This window comes from Streptomyces sp. NBC_01410 (assembly GCF_045040195.1).
Lineage (GTDB): Bacteria > Actinomycetota > Actinomycetes > Streptomycetales > Streptomycetaceae > Streptomyces.
In genome coordinates this window covers 7258901-7276668 of the sequence record NZ_CP109530.1, presented here as the reverse complement: position 1 = coordinate 7276668, position 17768 = coordinate 7258901, and the positions used below count along the sequence as shown (strand labels likewise).

Sequence of the window (17768 nt, the reverse complement as noted above, 5' to 3'; positions counted from 1 at the left end):
ATCCAACTCACTCCCTGCCGTCTGCCGACGCCCCCGCCCGGGCACCTGGTCCGTGGCACGGGGGACAATCGATGGGTGGACAAGGCACGCAGGGACCGCGACACCGAAGGGCGCGCCCGCAGCGCACGGCCGCGCGACGGGCTGGGGCGCCCTCTCCCGTACGGGACGCAGGGAGTGGAACGGCAGCCCGAGGGCGTCGTCCGCGCCCCCGGCCAGACGCTCGCCGATGCCCAGCGGCTGCTCGACGCGGGCATGCCCTTCCACGCCCACGAGGTCTTCGAGGACGCCTGGAAGACCGGGCCCGAGGCGGAGCGCGAGCTCTGGCGCGGACTGGCGCAGCTGGCGGTGGGGCTCACGCATGCCGCCCGCGGCAATACGGCGGGCGGGGCGCGGTTGCTGCTGCGCGGCGCGGACCGGATCTCCGGCTACCACGACCCGTACGCCATCGATGTGGCCGGTCTGACGGCCTGGGCACGGCAGCTCGCGGCCCGGCTCGACGGACCGGTTGACGCGGGCGCCGAGGCGCCGCAGCTGATCTCGGTCTCGTAGCAGGCTCAGTCCCGCAGCAGTACGACCTCAAGGGTGCGGGGGCCGTGGACGCCCTCGACCCGGTCGAGCTCGATGTCGCTGGTGGCCGAGGGACCGGAGATCCAGGTCAGCGGGCGGGTCGGGTCGATGCGCGGCATCGCCTGCGGCACGGAGGCGACGATCTGCCCCGGGGCCCTGACGACGCAGATGTGCAGATCGGGAACGAGCGTGAGCGCCCGGCGCCCCTGCCCGGGGCCCGCGTCCAGGACGATCGTGCCGGTCTCGGCGATGGCGAGGGCGCAGCCGGTCACCACGGCGTCAATGGCGTCCAGCTCGTACGGAGTGAGCGGACCGTCGTCCGTGCGCTGTTCGGCGGTCGTGTCGGTGAGCCAGGCTTCGGGCAGCCCGTCCGGTACGACGACCGATCGCGCACGGTGAGTGTCGAGCAACTCGGCGATGAGGGCGGGCAGTTCGGCTTCGGTGGCGCGGTGCACGATCGCCCGGTAGTCCGCGAGGTTCTCGTGCAGCAGATCGAGGATCTCGGCGGGATCGTCGGAGGTATGGCTCTCCAGGTAGTCGCGGGCAGGCTCGGGCGCCTCGGGGGCGTCGGCCACAGCCGCACGGACACGGGCGAGGATGCGCTCGCGTGAGGCGCTCATGTGCGGTTCCTCTTCCACCAGTCACGGAAGGATTGGGCGGGCATTTCGGGCAGTTCCCGGTCCGCGGTCCATGCCCCCGCGCCCGGGAGTTTCTTCGGATGCAGTTTGCGGGTCCTGGCGGCGGCCTTCTCCCCGGCGGCGAGCGCGGCCGGATGGTCGAGGATCCACCCCGCCGCCTTGATCGCCGCCTTTTCGACGCGGTGCCCCTTGCCGCCCCGGTCGGCGACCTTCTCCCGGAGGTGGACGAGGACTTCGGGGATGTCGATGGCGACCGGGCACACCTCGTAGCAGGCGCCGCACAGCGAGGACGCGAACGGCAGCGAGGCGTCGATCTCGCTCTGGATTCCCCGCAGTTGGGGACTGAGGATGGCTCCGATCGGGCCGGGGTAGACCGAGCCGTAGGCATGGCCGCCGGCCCGCTCGTACACCGGGCAGACGTTCAGGCAGGCCGAGCAGCGGATGCAGCGCAGCGCCTGGCGGCCGACCTCGTCGGCGAGGGTCTCGGTCCTGCCGTTGTCGAGCAGGACCAGGTGGAAGGTCCGCGGTCCGTCGGCGTCGGCCGTCCCCGTCCACATCGAGGTGTACGGGTTCATGCGCTCGGCCGTCGACGAGCGCGGCAGGGTCTGGAGGAAGACCTCGAGGTCGCGCCAGGTGGGGACCACCTTCTCGATGCCGACGACTGAGATCAGGGTCTCGGGGAGGGTCAGACACATCCGCCCGTTGCCCTCGGACTCGAAGACGACGAGGGTGCCGGTCTCGGCGACCATGAAGTTCGCGCCGGAGATGCCGACCTTGGCGCGCAGGAACTTCTCACGCAGATGCAGGCGCGCGGCTTCGGCGAGGTCGGCGGGGGTGTCGGTCAGTCCTTCCGGGGCCGCTCTGCCCCAACTGCCCATCTCCTTGCGGAAGATGTCGCGGATCTCGCCGCGATTGCGGTGGATGGCCGGGACGAGGATGTGGGACGGGCGGTCGTGGCCGAGCTGCACGATGAGTTCGGCGAGGTCGGTCTCGTACGCCGCAATGCCCTCGGCCTCCAGCGCTTCGTTGAGGCCGATCTCCTGGGTCGCCATCGACTTGACCTTGACGACCTCGCTCCGGCCCGTCGCCTTCACCAGATCGGCGACGATGCGATTGGCCTCGGCGGCGTCGGCGGCCCAGTGGACCGTGCCCCCGGCCGCGACGACTGCCGACTCCAACTGCTCCAGGTAGCGGTCGAGATGGCGGAGCGTGTGGTTCTTGATCTGCTTGCCCGCTTCGCGCAGCAGCGCCCAGTCCTCCAGCTCCGCCACGGCTTTGGCCCGCTTGTCGCGGATGGTGTGGGTGGCGTGGCGCAGATTGGCGCGCAGCGTCACATCGTGGACGGCGTCCGCGGCGGCCTTGGGGAAGGACGGCATGCCGAGATACGTACCGCTCACAGCAAGGGCTCCTCTTCGGTACTGGCGAGGATGTCGGCGATGTGCAGGGCGCGCTGCGGGGCGTCCTGGCGGCGCAGAATGCCGCCGATGTGCATCAGACAGGAGCTGTCGGCGCCGCACAGCACCTCGGCGCCGGTGGCGAGGGCGTTGCGGACCTTGTCCTGGCCCATGGCGGCGGAGACGTCGGGGTTCTTGACGGCGAAGGTCCCGCCGAAACCGCAGCACTCCTCGGCACCGGGCAGTTCCCTCAGCTCCAGGCCCTTGACCGCATCGAGGAGCCTGCGTGGCCGCTCCCCCAGGCCCAGGGCCCGCAGCCCGTGGCAGGAGGGGTGGTAGGTGACGGTGTGCGGGAACCAGGCTCCGACATCGGTGACACCGAGGACGTCGACCAGGAACTCGGTGAGTTCGTACGTACGGGCCGGGAGTGCCGTCTCCCCGAACTTCGGATAATGCTCCCGCACCATCGCCGCGCACGACGCCGACGGCGTCACGACATATTCGTAGCCCTCGAAGGCCTGCGCCGTCCGCCGTACCAGGGGCTCGGTCTCCCGCCGGTAGCCGGTGTTGTACTGCGGCTGTCCGCAACAGGTCTGCGCCGCCGGGAAGTCCACCTCCACCCCCAGCCGTTCCAGGAGTCTGACGGTCGCGATGCCCGTGGCCGGATACACCGCGTCGTTGACGCAGGTGACGAAGAGTGCGACACGCATGGTCGGAGGATATGCCGCGACCGGCGGCCCCGGTAGGTCCCGCATACCGCCGGACGAGGGGTGCCGCGCATAATCGGTGGGGTGAGAAAGATCTATGTGATCGGCATCGGGGCGGGCGACCCCGACCAGCTGACCTTGCAGGCCGTCAAGGCGCTGAACAAGGCGGATGCGTTTTTCATCCTCGACAAGGGTGAGGAGAAGTCGGATCTGATCCGGCTGCGGCGGGACCTTCTCGACGCCCATGTCGAGAACCGCGCCTACCGTCTGGTCGAGGCGCGCGATCCGGAGCGGGACCGGGAAACATCGGACTACTCCCCCGCTGTCGACGACTGGCGCCGCCGCCGGGCCGATCTGTACGAGCGGTTCATCGCCGAGGAGCTGGGCGATGACGAGTGCGGTGCGTTCCTGGTGTGGGGCGATCCCGCCCTGTACGACTCCACGCTCGCCATCCTTGAGGAGATCCTTGAGCGGGGCACGGTCGCCTTCGCGCATGAGGTGGTGCCGGGCATCAGCAGCGTCTCGTCGCTGCTGGCCAGGCACCGCACCGCTCTGAACCGGGTGGGCCGCCCGGTGCAGATCACCACGGGCCGCCGGCTCGCCGAGGGCTGGCCCGAGGGTGTGGACGACGTGGTGGTGATGCTCGACGCGCGACAGGCGTTCACCCGCCATCTCGACCAGGATCTCTTCATCTACTGGGGCGCCTATGTGGGCACCGAGGACGAGATCCTGGTCGCGGGCCGGCTCGCGGAGGTGTCCGGGCGGATCGAGGAGCTGCGGGCCGAGGCGCGTGCCCGCAAGGGCTGGATCATGGACACCTATCTGCTGCGGCGCGGCTGACACAACCCGTCTCCGGGCGCTGCTTCACCCAGCGCGGAGGTGAGCTGTCCGCGTGGATCAGTTCACCAGGTGAGATGCAGCGCCTCGGGCGAGCGGTGGATGAGCGTCGGCCGCATCACTGGCGGCGGCCTGTCCTCGTCGAGCCGAAGGCCGGGGAGCCTGCGGGCGAACAACTCAAGGGTCAGGCGCAGTTGTTCGCGGGCGAGCTGTGATCCGGGGCAGCCGTGCGTGCCGTGCCCGAAGGCCACATGCTGCCGCGAGAGGGGCCGGGTGATGTCGAAGACCTCCGGCCGGTCGTAGCGTTCCTCGTCACGGTTGGCCGATCCGTACGCCACGAACACGGTGGCCCCGGCGGGGAGATCGGTACCCGCGATCGTGACGGGCCGGGTGGTGGTACGCCGGAAGCCCTGGACCGCGGTGTCGTAGCGCGCCGCTTCCTCGACCGCGGCGGGTATCAACTCCGGGTCGGCGCACATCAGTTCCCACTGCCGCCGGTCGCGCAGCAGATGCAGCAAAGTCGAACCGATGAGAGCCGTGGTGGTCAGATGCCCGGCGATCAGGAAGTTCTGGAGGCTGGACACCAGCTCGTGGCGCTGGTCGAGAGTGAGCTCGCCGCTTCCGGGCGCGAGCGCGGCGACCATCCCGGACAGCAGATCGTCGCGCGGGCTCCGCCGCCGCTCGCGTATGTACTCGTCCAGCAGCTTCTGGAGCGCGACGACGTCCTCGGCGGCGGCGACCTGCCCGTCCGGGTCCATCGGCCGGAACAGCAGTTCCTCGGCACGGTGGCCGCCGTGCACAGCGAGCGGCACGTCCACCGGGTCGAAGCCGATCAGGCGCCCTATGACCTGGCCGGGTAACGTGCGCGCGTATGCCTCCATCAGCTCGACCCGGCCGTCAGGTCCCGCGGCGAAGCCGTCGACGAGCGCCTCGGCTCGCTCGGCGGCGTACGGGACGAGTGCGGCGATCCGCCCGGCGGACAGTCCGCGGTTGAGCGGGGCGCGATGGCGCTGATGCGCCGGACCGTCCGTGGAAACGACGGTGGGCCGCTTGCCGAATCCCTTGGACAGGACCTCCAGGGCGGCGGGCGAGGGCATCACATCGGGGAGCAGGGCGCGTACGGACGAGAACTCCTCGGGCCGCCGCAGGACTTCACGTACATCCGCGTCCCGGGCGACCAGCCAGGCATCGAGCTCGGGAACGAAGGTCAGGCCCTCGGTCCGGCGCGCCCGCGCGTAGAGCGGATAGGGATCGCGGTGCAGCTCGTCGAGCCTGGCGTGATCTTTGCTCGGCACGCGGCGCCTCCGGTTGCTCCGGGTCGGACGGATCTGGACGGTGGGCACGCTTGTTCGTCCGGCCATCGTGCCCCAGCCCTGCGACGCCCGAAAGGGCCCCCTCGCTCACACCCCTCGGTCACGCCGACCGGTCACACCCGGATGACCTGCGGGCCCAGCAGGCTGTAGCGCTGGGCCTCGGCCACAGGAAGTCCGGTGTCGGTCACGATGGCTTCCACATCACGCACGGCGGCGAAGGTGCAGAAGCTGACGGCGCCGAACTTGCTGTGCACGCCCGCGAATACGCGCCGCCTGGCCGCACGCACAGCCTGAGCCTTGACCTCCCCCACCGCCGGGTCCGGGGTGGTGAGCCCGTGCCGGCGCGAGATCCCGTTGGCGCCGATGTAGGCCAGGTCGATGACGAAGCCCGCGAGCATCCGGGTCGCCCAGTGATCGACGGTTGCCATCGTGCGACTGCGCACCCGGCCGCCCAGTAAGAGAACGGTGGTTCTGTCGGCGTCGCCCAGGGCCTGCGCCACGGCCAGGGACGCCGTGACGACGGTCAGCGGCCGGTCCCGGGGCAGAGCGGCCGCGATCAGCTGCGGGGTGAAACCCTCGTCGACGAAGACGGTCTCCGCATCGCCGATGAGCCGGGCGGCGGCTGCGGCGATCCGGCCCTTCTGCGGTACGGAGCGCGTGGTGCGCACGGCGAGTGTCGTCTCGAAGCCCGCGCTCTCGACGGGATAGGCGCCGCCGTGCGTACGCCGCACCAGTCCGTGCTCCTCCAGCGCGTGAAGGTCCCGGCGGATCGTTTCCTTGGCCACGCTGAAGTCCGTGGCCAGGGTGGTGACTTCCACGGAGCCTGTACGCCGGGCGAGTTTCAGTATGTCCCGTCTGCGCTCTTCGGTGTCCATGGCTCTGCCTCCCACTTCCTGCACGGCTCCGTGCCCGTTCGGGCTTGTGGAATGTTTGTATCCGCACGGACACGGATTCGAACTGACCGTCGGCCGCGGAGTTGCTGCCCGTTCGCGCCCGCTCGGCGAGACACAGGCGCAGGCAGAACGGGAAACGAGGCGTCGCAGGGAAGCCGCCGCTGCCCGTTTGAGTCCAGCACGCGCCCATTCGGCGCCCGTTCGACTCGGCGCGTGTCACAGCGCTGCGTACCGCCACTGCGGGTCGTCGGGCCCTCAACCGCGCGTGAACCACTTTCGGGCGGCGTCCGTCAACCGCAGCGCCTACCCATCCGTACGGATTCCTGGAGGGACTCATGACGCGCAGGTGGTCGCTCATCGCCGCAATCGTCGGACTGGCCGTCGCACTGACCTTCGTGATCATCGATATCGGCAGCGGCACCGATTCCGGCAGGAAGAAGAACGCCGCGGCAGCGGGCGCCGCCCGCCCCACACCGCGGACGGCCCTGTACGGCGTGGGCTGGTGGCCCGCGCACGAGACCTCCGGCAGGGTGGCCGCGGACGCGGCAGGACGTCATGACGCGACGCTGATCGGCGGTGCGAACTTCATCGGCGGCACCCCCGGAGGTGGAGCCATCCTGCTGGACGGCAACACCGGCTCCGTGGACACCGGCGGCCAGATCATCGACACCGCGACCGGCGACTACTCCGTGGCCGCGCGGGTCCGCATGGACAACAAGGGTTTCCGGTCCGCCGTCTCCCTGGACGGCGACAAGGCCAGCGCCTTCTTCCTCCAGTACTCCGGCACCGACAAGCGGTTCGCCTTCAGCTTCGCGAACGCCCGCGCCGTGGCAGACACGGCAGGCGACCCGGAGCTGGGCCGCTGGTACCACCTCACCGGCACCTACACCCAGGCCGACAGCACACTGCGGATCTACGTGAACGGCGTCGCGTCCGGAAGCGTTCAGGCCAAGAACCCGGAGCGGCCCACGGGGCACCTGGTGATCGGCCGCGCCAAGTTCAACAACAGGCCCGTCGACTTCTGGAGCGGAGCCATCTCCGATGTGCACGCCTACGACCGGGCACTGAGTCCCGGCGAGATCGTGTCCCTGGCGGCTCACGAGCCCAAGCGGGGCCAGGCAGTGTCCTGACCGGAACACCCCAGTCCCCGCGGGGCGGCCGGAGAGCTCCCTGCTCCGGCCGCCCCGTTGTCCGTCCCGGAGTGCCCGGATGGGAAACGGGCCCCCGTTCGGGGCGATCGGGCAGCGGACGCGGGCACGGGACGGAGGTCGGGCGGTCCGGCCAGCGGATCCGTGTGTGCAGAAACGGTCACATTCGGTCGCGATGTCTCCCATGACGGGCCAACTCAGCCCGCTCGTATACAGGTACAAAGTGATCAGAAGCCCAAACGGGCATTCGAACCCGCTCGGTTCACAAGGAGGCTCCTCCATGCACTTAGGCGTGCTCGAATCCGTGTCGGCCGGTGCGGCTCCTCTCGTTTCGAATGTCATGCACCTGCCATATGACAGACCGGTAGCCCAGGCTGCGCAGCCGACCGAGGAGTTCCTCAGAGCCCTGTACGAGCAGCACGGATCGGTCCTGCTGCGCTTCGCGACGCGGCTGCTCGGCGGTGACTGGCACCGCGCCGAGGACGTCCTGCAGGAGGTCGCGATCCGGGCCTGGCACCACGCCGCCGACCTGGACCCCACGGCCGAGACCGTGCGCCCGTGGCTGTTCACCGTGGTCCGCAATCTGGTCATCGACGGCTACCGGGCCCGGCAGTCACGGCCTCCCGAGGCGGGTGACCCGGACATGACGCAGCTGCCCGTGCCGGACGGGGTCGACCACGCGCTCACCACACAGGTGGTGGTCGACGCGATGAGGGACCTCGCGCCGTTCCAGCGGGAGGTGCTGCTGCACGTGCACTACATGGGCCGCAGCGTGAACCAGACGGCGAAGGTGCTCGGTGTGCCGCCCGGCACCGTCAAGTCGCGTACGTACTACGCGACGCGGGCGCTGCGCGAGGCCCTGCAGAGCCGCGGACTGCTCGCCGGCTGAGACACGGCACAACGCCGGTCAGGACAGGCGGCCGGCGTGGACGTCGATCCGCAGACCCAGCGGACCGGTGTCGAGCGAGCCGTCGGCGCCGACCTCGAAACGCCAGCCGGAGTCGGCGGCATCGCCCAGCACCAGCAGCGCGTCCGACGCATCCAGGCCCTTCACGGCCGCCTTCTCGTCGGCGAACTGGGCCGCGTCCAGCACGATGAGCCGCGGGGCGCGGCCCTGCACGGTGACCGGGCTGCTGCCTTCGATCAGCCGGAAGACCTGTGTGACCGCCGACGACGAAACGGGCGAGTCCGCATGCGGCATGTCGCCTCCACGGGCCAGCGCCTCCTCCAGCGTGGCGACCGTGTTCAGGCGCGCCGACCGCAGCCCGAGACCGGCGGTCATCTCGGCGCTGGCCGCGGATCCGACCAGGGTCACCTCGGCATGGCGCCCCACCGGTCCCGTGATCAGCTCGGTCACGAACGCCCGCACCAACTGCTGTGCATCGCGGCCGCTGCCGGTCACCGCGATCGCCGATGACGCCCGCGACAGATCGACCATCACCCGGTCGCCCTGGTCCAGTCCGACGGTGACGGCCAGGGAGTAGGGCTGTGCCGCACCGGCGTCCCCGAAGTCCCCACCGCCCAGCCGCGCCGAGTCGACCGTCCACTCCTCGCCCGAGTCGTCCGCGGACCAGGGCTCGGGCGCGTCCGGATCGGCGCCGGCCAGCCGGAGTGTCAGGTGCTCGCCGGAGTAGACGACTGCGTACACATCGGGCAGCGCACGGCCGGCCCGGACGCAACCCGCGGCCAGCTTCCGCAGGCCGAGGTCGATGGCATCCAGGGCCTCACGCCCCTTGACGTGCGCGGACGCGGGACGACGGGGCGGGGCGGCGGCGGGGGTCTTGCGTTCGGTGAGTATCAGCGCGGCGACGGCGCCGAGCAGCGCCAGGCCGAGCACCACGGCCAGGACAACGGACAGGTTCATGCGGTCACCTTCGTCGGGTCACGGGAGTTGCCGGGAGGGGTCGACGGCGTGCTACGGAGCCGGACCCCGAACGGTTCACGTCTGGCGGGCAGTTCACGAACGACGTGGGGTTCACACCCGCCGCGGCGTGGTGCGCCGGGCGCGGTGAACCACCTGGGCATCCCGTCCGTAGGACGTGAGCGGTCCGGGCGACCTGTGCGCCTCGTCCGTTCCCGCCACCTCCGCCCCTCGCCCGTCTGGAGAATCCTCGTGCGGCTGATATTCACCGTCGTCGACGATGTCGGCGACGCCTACGATGTACATCTCGACGCCGATCCCGACACGCCGCTGAGCACCGTCGCGCAGGCGCTCGCCGAGACCAACGGTGTCGCGCTGCCCCTGACCGAGTCCGGTCTGCACATCGACGGCGAATCCCTGCCCGAGGACATGACCCTGCGGGACTCGCCGCTGCGCGACGCCAGTGTGGTCGGTCTCGGCCGTGCCACCGGTTCGGCCGCGGTCGAGCCCGGCGGTCTGGTGGAGATACGCGTGGTCGGCGGCCCGGGATCCGGCGCGGTGCACCGCCTGGACATCGGCGAGTACCGCATCGGCCGCGCCGTGGACGGCACGCCGCAGATCGTGCGCGGCACCCCCGACCGGACGGACGCCACCCTCAAGGTCGGGCCCGGCGGGCGCTGCGTGCTCATCCCGCGGGAGCCCCAAGGGGCGGACAGATCCCTGCGGTTGGACCGCGAAGACGCCGAGGACGAGCAGTCCTGGCCGATCGGCGGCCAGCTTCTGGTGGGCGACTGCCTGCTCGAACTCGTACGTCCCGAGCGGCCCGACGCGGCCCTGCAGCTGTCCGAGGACGGCACCGGCTGGGACTACAACCGTCCGCCGCGGCTGCTCCCGCCGGCGGCCGAGACCAAGTTCAGACTGCCCGCGCCGCCGACGAAACCGGGCAAGCGGCCCCTGCCCTACTTCGCGGCGATCATGCCGCTCGTGATGGCCGGCGCAGGTGTGCTCATCTTCGGCCGGCTCACCTACCTGCTCTTCGGTCTGCTCTCGCCCATCATGATCATCGGCAACTACATGCTCAACCGCCGTGAGGGCAAAGAGACATACGGCGAATCACTGGCCAAGTACGAGGAGAAGAAAGCCCGGATCGAGAAGGACGCGGAGGAGGCGGTGGTCGCCGAACGCACCTCACGCCGTCGCGGCTTCCCCGACCCCGCCGCCGTACTGCTCACGGCAGTCGGACCGCGCCGCAGGCTGTGGGAGCGGCGCCTGAAGGACTCCGACTTCCTCGAACTGCGGGTCGGCACCGCTGACCAGCCGTCCGAGGTCGTACTCGAAGACCCTACCGAGGACGAGCACCGGCGCATGGTCGCTGTCGCCGCCTACGACGTGCCGGTGACCGTCGCCCTGCGTGAGCACAAGGTGCTCGGGATCGCCGGACAGGGCCCCGCCGCCCGTGCCGTGGCGCGCTGGGCCGTCACCCAGGCCGCGGTCCTTCACAGCCCGAAGGACCTGCACATCCAGGTGCTCACCACGGCGAACGAGGGCGAGGATTCCTGGAACTGGGTCCGCTGGCTGCCGCACGTACGGCACGAGTCGGGCGACACCCTTGCGAAAGTCGGTACGGACACGGAGAGTTCGGCCCGTCGGGTCGCCGAGCTGACCGGTCTGATCACGGCGCGGGCGGCGTTGACACGCGAGCAGCGCACCGGCCGCGAGCCCGACGTACTCGTCGTCCTGGACGGTGCGCGCCGTCTCCGCTCCCTGCCCGGAGTTGTTCAGATCCTGCGCGACGGACCGGCCGTCGGCGTGCACGCGGTGTGCCTGGACACCGAGGAACGCCTGCTGCCCGAGGAATGCCAGGCGGTCGTGGTCGAGGAACCGGGCGGCACACTCCGCGTCGGTCTGTCCCGCTCGGGCACGCTCACCGGGGTGCGCGCGGACGCCGTGTCCGTGGACTGGTGCCGGTCCGTCGCCCGCGCGCTCGGTCCGGTGCGGGATTCCGGCGGCGCGGACGACGAAGGCGCGGTACTGCCGTCGGCGGCGCGGCTGCTCGACGTACTGCTGCTCGACCGGCCGACGCCGGACGCGATCGCCGGACGCTGGAAGGCCGGCGGCCGTACGACATCGGCCGTCGTCGGCATCTCCCTCGACGGGCCGTTCGCGCTCGACCTGCGCCGTGACGGTCCGCACGGCCTCGTCGCCGGAACCACTGGTTCCGGAAAGTCCGAGCTCCTCCAGACCATCGTCGCCTCGCTCGCCGTGGCCAACCGGCCCGACTCCATGACCTTCGTGCTCGTCGACTACAAGGGTGGCTCCGCCTTCAAGGACTGTGTCGATCTGCCGCACACCGTGGGCATGGTCACCGACCTGGACGCCCATCTCGTCGAACGTGCGCTGACGTCCCTGTCCGCGGAGCTGAAGCGCCGTGAGCACATCCTGGCCGGGGCAGGAGCCAAGGACATCGAGGACTATGTCGATCTGCTGCGGCGCGAGCCCCACCGCACCCCGATGCCCAGGCTCCTCATCGTCATCGACGAGTTCGCCTCGATGGTCCGCGACCTGCCCGACTTCGTGAAGGGCCTGGTCAACATCGCCCAGCGGGGCCGCTCGCTCGGCATCCACCTGATCCTGGCCACCCAGCGCCCCGGCGGTGTGGTCTCCCCCGAGATCCGCGCCAACACCAACCTGCGCATCGCCCTGCGGGTGACCGACAGCTCCGAGAGCCAGGACGTGCTGACCTCGCCGGAGGCCGCCGGAATCTCCAAGAGCACCCCGGGGCGGGCGTACGTACGCCTGGGCCAGAACTCCCTCATACCCTTCCAGGCCGGGCGGGTCGGCGGCCGCAGGCCAGGCGCTTCACAGGAGTCGCTCCCGCAGCCCTGGGTCGTACCGGTGGGCTGGCACCAGCTCGGCCACCCGCTGCCCACGCGTCCGCGCGCCGCACGGCAGGAGTCCGACGACGCGATCACCGACCTCGCCGACCTCGTCCAGGCGATCAAAGGCGCCAACCAGGACTTGAACATCCCACCGCAGCACAGTCCCTGGCTCCCGGCACTGCCCACCACCCTGACTCCCCAGGACCTGCCGCCTCTCCCCGAAACGGGCACCTACGATCTCCCGCCGGTCGCCTACGGGCTGGTGGACAAGCCCGAGGACCAGGCGCAGCAGCCACTGGTCCTGGATTTCGCGACACTCGGGCACCTGCACATCGTCGGATCACCGCGTGCCGGCCGGTCGCAGGCGCTGCGCACCATCGCCGGCTCCGCGGCCCGCGCGTACTCCTCGGCCGATCTGCATCTGTACGGGATCGACTGCGGCAACGGCGCACTGCTTGCCCTGGAGGCGCTGCCGCACTGCGGAGCCGTCGTCCAGCGTGCCCAGCCCGAGCGGGTCGCACGGCTGCTCTCCCGCCTCATGAAGGAGGTGACCAGGCGTCAGGAACTCCTGGCCGCGCGGGGCGCCGCAGACCTGCCCGAACTGCGCAGGGCGCTGCCACCGCAGGAGCGCCCGCCGCACATCGTGGTGCTTCTGGACCGCTGGGAGGTCTTCGACAAGACGCTGGGTGAGTACGACGGCGGGAGCCTGCTCGACACGGTGATGGCCCTGCTTCGTGACGGGGCGAGCATCGGCGTTCACCTGGTGCTCGCCGGTGACCGGTCGCTCTTCTCGAGCCGGATCGCCTCCACCACCGAGGACAAGCTCGTCCTGCGCCTCAACGAGAAGTCCGAGTACGCCATGATCGGTGTCAACCAGCGCTCGGTCCCCGACGAGATTCCCGCCGGCCGCGCTCTGCGCGGGACGGACAAGTGCGAGGTGCAGATCGCCCTGCTCGGCGAGGACAGCAGCGGTCAGGCGCAGGCCGCGGAGGTGCAGCGGATCGCCGCCGTGTGCCAGGAGCGAGACGCCCACGTCCCGGCCCCGGCACGGCCGTTCCGGGTGGATCTGCTGCCCGACCGGCTCAGCTTCGAGCAGGCCGTGGCGTATCTGCCGCAGCAGCGGCCCGGATCACTGTGGGCCATGGCCGGGGTCGGCGGCGACGAACTCACCGCCGTGGGCCCGGACTTCGCGATGACACCGACCTTCCTTGTGGGAGGGCCGTCCCGCTCCGGGCGCAGCACCGTCCTGCTGACGATGGCGCTGTCGCTGCTGGCGGCCGGTACGCCGGTCGTGGTCGCGGCGCCGCGTCGCTCCCCGCTGCGTACGCTGCGGGGCAGGCCCGGGGTCCTTGCCGTCTTCGACGGGTCCGACATCCACCCCGACGAGTTGGAGGCGGCCATCGGCCGGGCCTCGGACAGCGGCGTCGTGGTGATCCTCGACGACGGGGATCTGCTCCAGCAGACCCAGGCCGAGACCGTGCTCAACCGCATCGCGCGCAGCGGGGCCGAGATGGGGCAAGGCCTGATCGTGTCGGGCCAGCTCGAGCGGCTCTCCTCCGGCTACTCCGGCTGGCAGGCGGACATCCGGCGCAACCGGCAGGGGATCCTGCTGAGTCCGCAGAACGTCAGCGACGGCGACCTGATCGGTGTCAAGATCCCGCGCAGCCGGCTCGGCACGAGCCGGGCCGGACGGGCCCTCATGCACCTGGGCGACGGGGTGATGCGTACCGTGCAGATTCCGGAAGCGGTCCTGGCGGAGCCTGAGCCCGAGCCCCGGCCCGAGACCGAGCCCGCCGCGCCCGCGGCCGACGGCACCCTGCCCGGGACGGCGACGCCGAGTACGGACGGCTGAGGCGGACACAAGAGAGGGCTCCCACGCCGGATTCGGCGCGGGAGCCCTCTTCGCTGTGCCGGCTTTCGCCGACGGCCGGATCAGGTGCCGTCGTCGTTCCGGTTACCCACCAGCGGAGGCCCGTGCACGGTGCCGTCGAACGTACCGGCGGTCGCGCCCGGGGCGTAGATGGTGCCGCCGAACGCCGTGCCCGCGCCGATCGCGCCGGGGATGTCGTTGCGGACCCCGTTGGCCATGTTGTTGAAGTACGTGCCGATCGGCCCTGGGGCGCTGCCCAGTGTCGAATTGCTGGAGCCCGGGGTCGGGTTCATCGGCCTCGGCGGGATGCTGTCGACGTCGTCCGCCAACGACCCGCTGGAACTGGGTGCACCGGTTGAGCTCGGCGGCCGGTTCTGCCAGGGAAAAACGAAGTCGTCGAGCGGGTTGTTGCTGGGGGCCGGGGTCGGGCTCGGCGGCCGGTTCTGCCAAGGGAAAACGAAGTCGTCCAGCGGGTTGTTGCTGGGGGCCGGGGTCGGGCCGTTCGACCTCGGCGGCAGGTTCGTCAGCGGAATGTCGTCCGCTGCCGTGCCGACGTTCGGGTTGCTGCCGCTGCTGCTCGGCGGCGCGACGCTGTCGACGTCATCCGACACGCTCCCCGTACCGCCCGCTCCTCGCCCCCTCCCGATGTTCCCCACAATGCCCTTGATGGCAGGCCCGAGCGCTGCCCCGAGGCCCTTGATCACGGAGAACCCACCGAAGGCGGTGCCCACCACGCCGAGGACGATGCCGGCGATGTCCCAGTCCCCGGTCACTGCGCCTCTGGCGATATTGATGCCGAGCGGGACGAGTCCGAAGACCAGGCTGGCGGCACCGAGGGCGAGCGCCAGTGGTTGAAGGCCCGGGATGAACGCGACGACGAAGGAGATGACACCGAGTATGGCGCTGATGATCCCGAACGCCGAGCCGATCTTGTCCCACAGCTTGTCCCAGAAGTTCTTCTCCTTGACCGCCTGGTCCTCGGCGTGCCCCAAGGCGGTGGCGGCGGTCTTGGCGTCCGTCTCCCGCAGACCCTTGGCGTCCAGGGCAAGGCGCTTCGCGGCGTCGAGATCGGCCTGGGCCGCGTCGACGGCGCCATCGGCCGACGTGACGGCGTTGTCGGCATCGCGACGGGCGTTGCGGGCGTTCTCCTGGCCCGTCGTGTCGTCGTCGGCCGGCTTCGGCGCATTGTCCAAGGCAGAAAGGCTCGCCTCGGCGGCGCTCTGCGAGGCGAGCGCCGTGTCCAGCGCCTTCTTCGCCTCCCTGCCGTTGGTCAGGGCCATTTCGGCCTTACGTTGATGATCTTCAAGGTGGGGGACGTAGTCGGAGACGGCCTTCGCGGCCGCTTCGTACGAGTCGCGCAGTGCCCCCACCTGTTTGGGCAGTTCCTTGAGTACTTTCTTGAGCGCTTCCATCGCCTTGCCCTGACCGAGTTCCTGGGACTCGATACGGGTGATGACGGAGAAGGCGGACTCCGCCTCCTCGAAGACCTTCTTGTACTCGCCTGCCAGGTTGTTCAGTACCTGCGTTTCGCCGGGGGTCGGATCCTCAGTGAGATCCAGGACCGCCCAGTCACTCACCGGGGGCCGAGCCATTGCACCGACCTCGCTCTCTGCCGCTCGTCATGGTCAAGGCTGGAATCGCACCGTGCCGCTGATCGCGTCGAACACGTCGAAGAACGCGTCGACCAGGCTCAGGTTGGGTGTGGAACTGGAGACGACCAGGAAGTCCCGGCTGTTCGGCACGGGCACGACCGTGTGCATCAGCGCGGTGCGCACGGTGCCACGGCCCAAGTAGTCGACGTCCTCGATGTGGGTGACGCGTCCCACACTGCCGATCCCGGGGAGTTCGATGACCTCCGCCGTGTTCGCGGACGTGCCCTTTCCCAGGGGGTTCTTGGCGTTCTTCAACGCGACCGGAAGCATCAGCTCCGACAGGTCGGACGAGTGATCCTCGGGTGTCACCACGCGCATCACGATCGTCGTCGCGGTGAGCGCTTCGGCGTTGTCGGTGAACTGGATCATGCCGGCGGCCTGCACAGCGCCCCGGGCGTGGGCCTCGCGTGCGGTCTTGCGGGCCGAACGAATCATCGTGTCCAGCATGGTGCGCTCGACCTGGAATCCCTCGGCCTGCGCCTGGACGGCGCGGCGGATGGCGGCGTCCCGGGTGCCGGGATCGAGATCGAGCTTCCACCACGAGTCCGGATAGCGGATGGTGAAGTGCCGCGGTGCCGCGGCGGGCGGCGCCGTACCGGCCGTTTGTGTCATAGGAGTTGTGCCCCTCACGCGCAGGCCTCGGGCCTGCTTCTGCTAGGTCCTGTCCGGCCGATCAGGCCGGATCAGTGAGCGGGGTTTGGCGTGGTGCATCGCAAGGCGGAGGATGGAGCCGACGCGGAGCGTCGGCGACTGACGACAACGCGGCGAGGTGCCGTGCCAGGGCACGCGAGCCCGGCAAGATCGGCCGGACAGGGCCTAGATGTTGTGGGTCACGTCGGCGTCGGTCTGCTCGAAGTTGTCGATGATGCCCTGGGTGGATTTACTGAACGAGTCCACGTTCTCCTGGACCCGGTCATGGCCCTTGGCCCAGGCGCTGTCGAAGCTGTTGATCGCATCGATGAGCCGGCGATCGCCCACATCCGCCTCGGTGCCGACCCGCTCCAGGCCCGTCTTGTCCTCGATGCGGGAACGGATGTCCGCGAGCTTCGTGAGGGTGTCTCTCAGATCCTCCACCGGGATGTTGATGGAGTCGCTCATACCTGACCTGCCTCTTGGAGTCGTGCAGCGGCGTCGTAGCGCGAGCGGCCGGGTTCCGAGCGCTTCGAAGCGGTCCGGAACCCGGCCATTGCTTTGGGATCAGCCGATTCCGGACGCTGTCTGGTCGTCGGTGTCGCGGAAGGCGTCGGCTGTCTTCCTCAGGTACTCGCCGATCTCCTGCATCGTCTGGATGCCCGTCTCGAGGTCCTTTTGGTACTTGTCCCACATGGGGGCGAACTTTTCCTTGGACTTCGGAGTGTCATAGGAGTTGTCGACGACGTTGTCGATCTTGTTCTTCGCCTCCCTGACGGCGTCCAGCATCCTGTCCTTCTGGTTGTCCATCCAGGTCGCGGCTTCCCGCATCTCCTCCGGGCTGACCTTGATGTTGCTCATGCCGCTTTCCCTCCGCTCGATCGGAAACACGGCGGGGCTTCCGCCGCCACACGGGGCCCTACGGAGGTGCCGACGAAACGGTTCACGGGCAGACGTGGCGCGCCGTCCCGGCTTCGCCACGGGTGCCGCCGGCGCGACGAGCGCGGGCCAGTGCCCAGCTGATGATGTCCACGCCAGGAGCCGATGCCATGCCCCCGGAAAACCGGCGAGGTCGTATCGGAAGACTCCGATACGACCTCTGACCTGCATAAACGCTGGTCGGGACGACAGGATTTGAACCTGCGACCCCTTGACCCCCAGTCAAGTGCGCTACCAAGCTGCGCCACGTCCCGGTGCCCGTCTGACCTGGGGTTTCCCTTGGCCGAACGCGCATGAGAACAATACCGCACTTCAACCGATGGTCACGAACCGCTTTCCCTGGGCGCGCATGACCTCAATCAAAGCTGAGGTTGCACGGTGAGTGCCATGACAAACACGGCGGTCGCTCCCGGCCATCCAGGGCGGAGCTGGGGGCCGAG

Annotated in this window: 15 protein-coding genes and 1 tRNA gene; 5 read left to right on the top strand and 11 right to left on the bottom strand. The window is 69.9% G+C overall.

Going from position 1 to position 17768, the window contains the following annotated elements:
* The first annotated feature begins 75 nt into the window (after positions 1-75).
* Positions 76-549, top strand: coding sequence for a DUF309 domain-containing protein (locus OG741_RS33325; RefSeq protein ID WP_405603854.1), 474 nt, complete (start codon positions 76-78; stop codon positions 547-549).
* A 5-nt stretch (positions 550-554) separates the two neighbouring features.
* Here OG741_RS33325 and OG741_RS33320 read toward each other — a convergent pair whose 3' ends face one another.
* Genes OG741_RS33320 through OG741_RS33310 form a run of 3 tightly spaced genes read right to left on the bottom strand, consistent with a single transcriptional unit; the run spans position 555 to position 3309 of the window.
* Complete coding sequence (locus OG741_RS33320; protein ID WP_405603853.1) at positions 555-1187, bottom strand: lactate utilization protein C; 633 nt, start codon at positions 1185-1187, stop codon at positions 555-557.
* Positions 1184-2602 carry a LutB/LldF family L-lactate oxidation iron-sulfur protein gene (locus OG741_RS33315; protein WP_405603852.1) on the bottom strand — a complete coding sequence of 473 codons (1419 nt, stop codon included), beginning with the start codon at positions 2600-2602 and terminating at the stop codon, positions 1184-1186. Before OG741_RS33315 ends, OG741_RS33320 begins: the two co-directional genes overlap by 4 nt.
* Positions 2599-3309, bottom strand: coding sequence for a (Fe-S)-binding protein (locus tag OG741_RS33310; RefSeq protein WP_405603851.1), 711 nt, complete (start codon positions 3307-3309; stop codon positions 2599-2601). Before OG741_RS33310 ends, OG741_RS33315 begins: the two co-directional genes overlap by 4 nt.
* A gap of 81 nt (positions 3310-3390) precedes the next feature.
* On the opposite strand from OG741_RS33310, the gene cobF reads away from it, so the two are divergent.
* Positions 3391-4146, top strand: a complete 756-nt coding sequence (cobF, locus tag OG741_RS33305) for a precorrin-6A synthase (deacetylating) (protein WP_405603850.1) — start codon at positions 3391-3393, stop codon at positions 4144-4146.
* Between the two features lie 62 nt (positions 4147-4208).
* On the opposite strand, the gene OG741_RS33300 is transcribed toward cobF, so the two are convergent.
* Both OG741_RS33300 and OG741_RS33295 read right to left on the bottom strand, forming a co-directional pair.
* A complete protein-coding gene (locus OG741_RS33300) occupies positions 4209-5438 on the bottom strand; it encodes a cytochrome P450 (protein WP_405603849.1) in 1230 nt (409 codons plus the stop codon).
* A gap of 131 nt (positions 5439-5569) precedes the next feature.
* The gene (locus OG741_RS33295; protein WP_266483660.1) at positions 5570-6331 is read right to left on the bottom strand and encodes a DeoR/GlpR family DNA-binding transcription regulator; all 762 of its coding nucleotides are present in this window, start codon (positions 6329-6331) and stop codon (positions 5570-5572) included.
* Positions 6332-6684: 353 nt separating this feature from the next.
* Between OG741_RS33295 and OG741_RS33290 the strand changes: the two genes are divergently transcribed.
* Positions 6685-7479 carry a LamG domain-containing protein gene (locus OG741_RS33290; RefSeq protein ID WP_405603848.1) on the top strand — a complete coding sequence of 265 codons (795 nt, stop codon included), beginning with the start codon at positions 6685-6687 and terminating at the stop codon, positions 7477-7479.
* A 358-nt stretch (positions 7480-7837) separates the two neighbouring features.
* Positions 7838-8386 carry a sigma-70 family RNA polymerase sigma factor gene (locus OG741_RS33285; protein ID WP_405603847.1) on the top strand — a complete coding sequence of 183 codons (549 nt, stop codon included), beginning with the start codon at positions 7838-7840 and terminating at the stop codon, positions 8384-8386.
* 18 nt (positions 8387-8404) lie between these two features.
* Here OG741_RS33285 and OG741_RS33280 read toward each other — a convergent pair whose 3' ends face one another.
* A complete protein-coding gene (locus OG741_RS33280) occupies positions 8405-9361 on the bottom strand; it encodes a hypothetical protein (protein ID WP_405603846.1) in 957 nt (318 codons plus the stop codon).
* Positions 9362-9610: 249 nt separating this feature from the next.
* Here OG741_RS33280 and OG741_RS33275 point away from each other — a divergent pair, with 249 nt between their 5' ends.
* Positions 9611-14089: an FtsK/SpoIIIE domain-containing protein gene (locus OG741_RS33275; RefSeq protein ID WP_405603845.1), complete on the top strand. Its 4479-nt coding sequence runs from the start codon at positions 9611-9613 to the stop codon at positions 14087-14089.
* A gap of 80 nt (positions 14090-14169) precedes the next feature.
* Here the strand turns inward: OG741_RS33275 and OG741_RS33270 are convergent, their stop codons facing one another.
* The 5 genes from OG741_RS33270 to OG741_RS33250 all read right to left on the bottom strand — a co-directional run bounded on the left by OG741_RS33270 (position 14170) and on the right by OG741_RS33250 (position 17582).
* Positions 14170-15699 carry a hypothetical protein gene (locus OG741_RS33270; protein ID WP_405603844.1) on the bottom strand — a complete coding sequence of 510 codons (1530 nt, stop codon included), beginning with the start codon at positions 15697-15699 and terminating at the stop codon, positions 14170-14172.
* A gap of 33 nt (positions 15700-15732) precedes the next feature.
* On the bottom strand, positions 15733-16371 hold the full coding sequence (locus OG741_RS33265; RefSeq protein ID WP_405603843.1) for a hypothetical protein: 639 nt from the start codon (positions 16369-16371) through the stop codon (positions 15733-15735).
* 204 nt (positions 16372-16575) lie between these two features.
* Positions 16576-16857 (bottom strand): hypothetical protein, encoded by a 282-nt coding sequence (locus OG741_RS33260; protein WP_405603842.1) that lies wholly within the window; start codon positions 16855-16857, stop codon positions 16576-16578.
* Between the two features lie 99 nt (positions 16858-16956).
* Complete coding sequence (locus OG741_RS33255) at positions 16957-17250, bottom strand: WXG100 family type VII secretion target (protein WP_266483640.1); 294 nt, start codon at positions 17248-17250, stop codon at positions 16957-16959.
* Between the two features lie 255 nt (positions 17251-17505).
* A tRNA-Pro gene (locus tag OG741_RS33250) sits at positions 17506-17582 on the bottom strand.
* Positions 17583-17768 lie beyond the last annotated feature (186 nt).

Bases quoted from the DNA above. Each gene is read 5' to 3' on its own strand.
- OG741_RS33320 (WP_405603853.1), bottom strand. From the start codon at position 1,187: ATGAGCGCCTCACGCGAGCGCATCCTCGCCCGTGTCCGTGCGGCTGTG.
- OG741_RS33310 (WP_405603851.1), bottom strand. From the start codon at position 3,309: ATGCGTGTCGCACTCTTCGTCACCTGCGTCAACGACGCGGTGTATCCG.
- OG741_RS33295 (WP_266483660.1), bottom strand. From the start codon at position 6,331: ATGGACACCGAAGAGCGCAGACGGGACATACTGAAACTCGCCCGGCGT.
- OG741_RS33290 (WP_405603848.1), top strand. From the start codon at position 6,685: ATGACGCGCAGGTGGTCGCTCATCGCCGCAATCGTCGGACTGGCCGTC.
- OG741_RS33285 (WP_405603847.1), top strand. From the start codon at position 7,838: ATGCACCTGCCATATGACAGACCGGTAGCCCAGGCTGCGCAGCCGACC.
- OG741_RS33280 (WP_405603846.1), bottom strand. From the start codon at position 9,361: ATGAACCTGTCCGTTGTCCTGGCCGTGGTGCTCGGCCTGGCGCTGCTC.
- OG741_RS33270 (WP_405603844.1), bottom strand. From the start codon at position 15,699: ATGGCTCGGCCCCCGGTGAGTGACTGGGCGGTCCTGGATCTCACTGAG.
- OG741_RS33265 (WP_405603843.1), bottom strand. From the start codon at position 16,371: ATGACACAAACGGCCGGTACGGCGCCGCCCGCCGCGGCACCGCGGCAC.
- OG741_RS33260 (WP_405603842.1), bottom strand. From the start codon at position 16,857: ATGAGCGACTCCATCAACATCCCGGTGGAGGATCTGAGAGACACCCTC.
- OG741_RS33255 (WP_266483640.1), bottom strand. From the start codon at position 17,250: ATGAGCAACATCAAGGTCAGCCCGGAGGAGATGCGGGAAGCCGCGACC.